Source organism: Pseudomonas sp. P5_A2_2 (genome assembly GCF_054177685.1).
The window spans coordinates 1-2,014 of record NZ_JBGCUL010000823.1 but is presented as its reverse complement, the minus strand read 5'-3'; the positions used below and the strand labels follow the sequence as shown (position 1 = coordinate 2,014).

At 57.3% G+C, this 2,014-nt stretch carries 3 protein-coding genes; 1 reads left to right on the top strand and 2 read right to left on the bottom strand.

Going from position 1 to position 2,014, the window contains the following annotated elements; genetic code table 11:
* Positions 1–150: 150 nt before the first annotated feature.
* Positions 151–765, bottom strand: a complete 615-nt coding sequence (locus tag ACXRVY_RS26160; RefSeq protein ID WP_223463469.1) for a LysE family translocator — start codon at positions 763–765, stop codon at positions 151–153.
* 101 nt (positions 766–866) lie between these two features.
* The gene (locus ACXRVY_RS26155) at positions 867–1,136 is read right to left on the bottom strand and encodes a hypothetical protein (protein WP_223463468.1); all 270 of its coding nucleotides are present in this window, start codon (positions 1,134–1,136) and stop codon (positions 867–869) included.
* Between the two features lie 289 nt (positions 1,137–1,425).
* Between ACXRVY_RS26155 and ACXRVY_RS26150 the strand changes: the two genes are divergently transcribed.
* Complete coding sequence (locus tag ACXRVY_RS26150; protein WP_458238637.1) at positions 1,426–1,884, top strand: VOC family protein; 459 nt, start codon at positions 1,426–1,428, stop codon at positions 1,882–1,884.
* Positions 1,885–2,014: the final 130 nt, after the last annotated feature.

Below are 2,014 nucleotides of genomic sequence, written 5' to 3'. Positions count from 1 at the left end.
GCGCAGCCTTGTGAGCTGCGCGCTGTTTTCAGAACGCTACCAATACCTGATCGGATGCCGTTAAAGAAGAACTACTTCATTTAAAAGTGCGTAGGAACGCTCCTGAAAAGTCAGCTTAACAGGCATCGGGCAAGCGGTTGAAGCAATGCGTCAGCTAAAGCTTTCAAGCAACAGCGGATACAGCGAACCCACGAGCAGCGCGGCCATGCCCCAATTGAACAGGCGCAGCCAGCGGCGATCCTGCAGAACGTTGCGCAACAGTGTGCCGCAAGCGGCCCAGACACCGACGCTCGGCAGGTTGATGATGGCAAAAACCGCCGCAATCACGATCACATTGGTGAAGTAACCCTGCATCGGCGTGTAGGTGCTGATGGCGCCAATGGCCATGATCCAGGCTTTGGGATTGACCCACTGGAACGCGGCGGCGCCCAGATAACTGATCGGTTTCGCCTCGCCCTGCTGGCTCTCCGAGATTGGCCCGGAATGGGCGATTTTCCACGCCAGATACAGCAAATACGCCGCCCCCACATAACGCAGTACGGTGTAGAGCAAAGGATAAGTCTGGAACACCGCGCCAAGGCCGAAACCAACCGCCACCACGAGTACAAAGAAGCCACAAGTGATGCCRAGCATGTGCGGAATCGTGCGGTTGAAGCCGAAGTTCACCCCGGATGCCAGCAACATGGTGTTGTTCGGGCCGGGTGTGATTGAAGTAACGAGAGCAAACAGGGCGAAGCCCAGCAGCAGGTCGAGAGAGAGCGTCATGGGTGGCAGTCCGTCAGGGTCAGTCAGGTGTTGACCCTATCGCACACCCAGGGCGAAACCCATGGACAGTTACGCGAAACTTGGAGCAGTACAGTTTCGCCTCAGCTTGGACGACCGTGAAGCTGTACAGATCGCCCGGCGTTCATTTCACCCTGGTTGTCGAAGTTGAACGACTTTTGCGGCTGGCCGAGCAGCTCGGCTTTTTTCGCGTGGTATTCGTCGAAGGACAGACCACGGCGGTTCAGCGCTTCCAGCGCCAGTTCCTTGCTTTCTTCAGCGGTGTAAGGGCGAAGCTCGGGGGAGACATGGCTGGCACATCCGGCGAGTACGGAGATGGCGAGCATCAGCATCGTTGCGATCATCGGTTTCATTTTGGCGTCCTGGCGACTGGGTTCGAGGCAATGAACACAGGCTACCCGCGCCTCCCGGGCAGCAGAAATCAACGCTTTCAATAGTGGCTATCAAGAAATGGCGATCATTGTCGATGCGCTGGGAGAACCCGGGCCGGGGGCGCATTGGCTGGAGCCGACTTGATGGCATTTATATGGCGCTGCTGCTCGTCGGGCACTCGGTGAGGCGAAAGAGGCTGACCTATATTTATTCGGCCGAATAACGGCGCAGGTACTTTTTATTCACACTACAAGAACAGGGAGATCCATCATGAGCGTCAAACCCATTCCAGAGGGGTATCACAGCATCACCCCCTACCTGGGCATCAACAAAGCCGCCGAAGCCATCGCTTTCTACAAAAAAGCCTTCGGCGCCATTGAGGTCATGCGCCTGAACATGCCCGATGGCGGTGTCGGCCACGCCGAACTGCGCATCGGCGATTGCCCGATCATGCTGGGCACACCGTGCGATCAAGGGCCGCTGAGCAACCCGGACAATTCGYCGTCCGTGGGTCTGCATTTGTACGTGACGGATGTCGACAAGTCCTACAAACAGGCGATCGATGCCGGCGCAACCGTTGTATCGGAGGTCAAGGATCAGTTTTACGGCGACCGTTCAGGGACCTTGAAGGATCCCTATGGGCACCTGTGGTTCCTGGCCACGCGCAAGGAAGACCTGACCCAGGAGCAGGTCGAGCATCGGGCGAAGGAGATGTTTGCCCAGGGTTGAAATCCTTGGTGTTGGTGCGGGCCTCTTCGCGAGCAGGCTCGCTCCCACGGGTTTTGTGGTGTTTTCAGATGGATTGCAACGGCATCGTCAGTTCAACCCGCAAGCCGTCTGGCTGGCTATCGAAATGCAG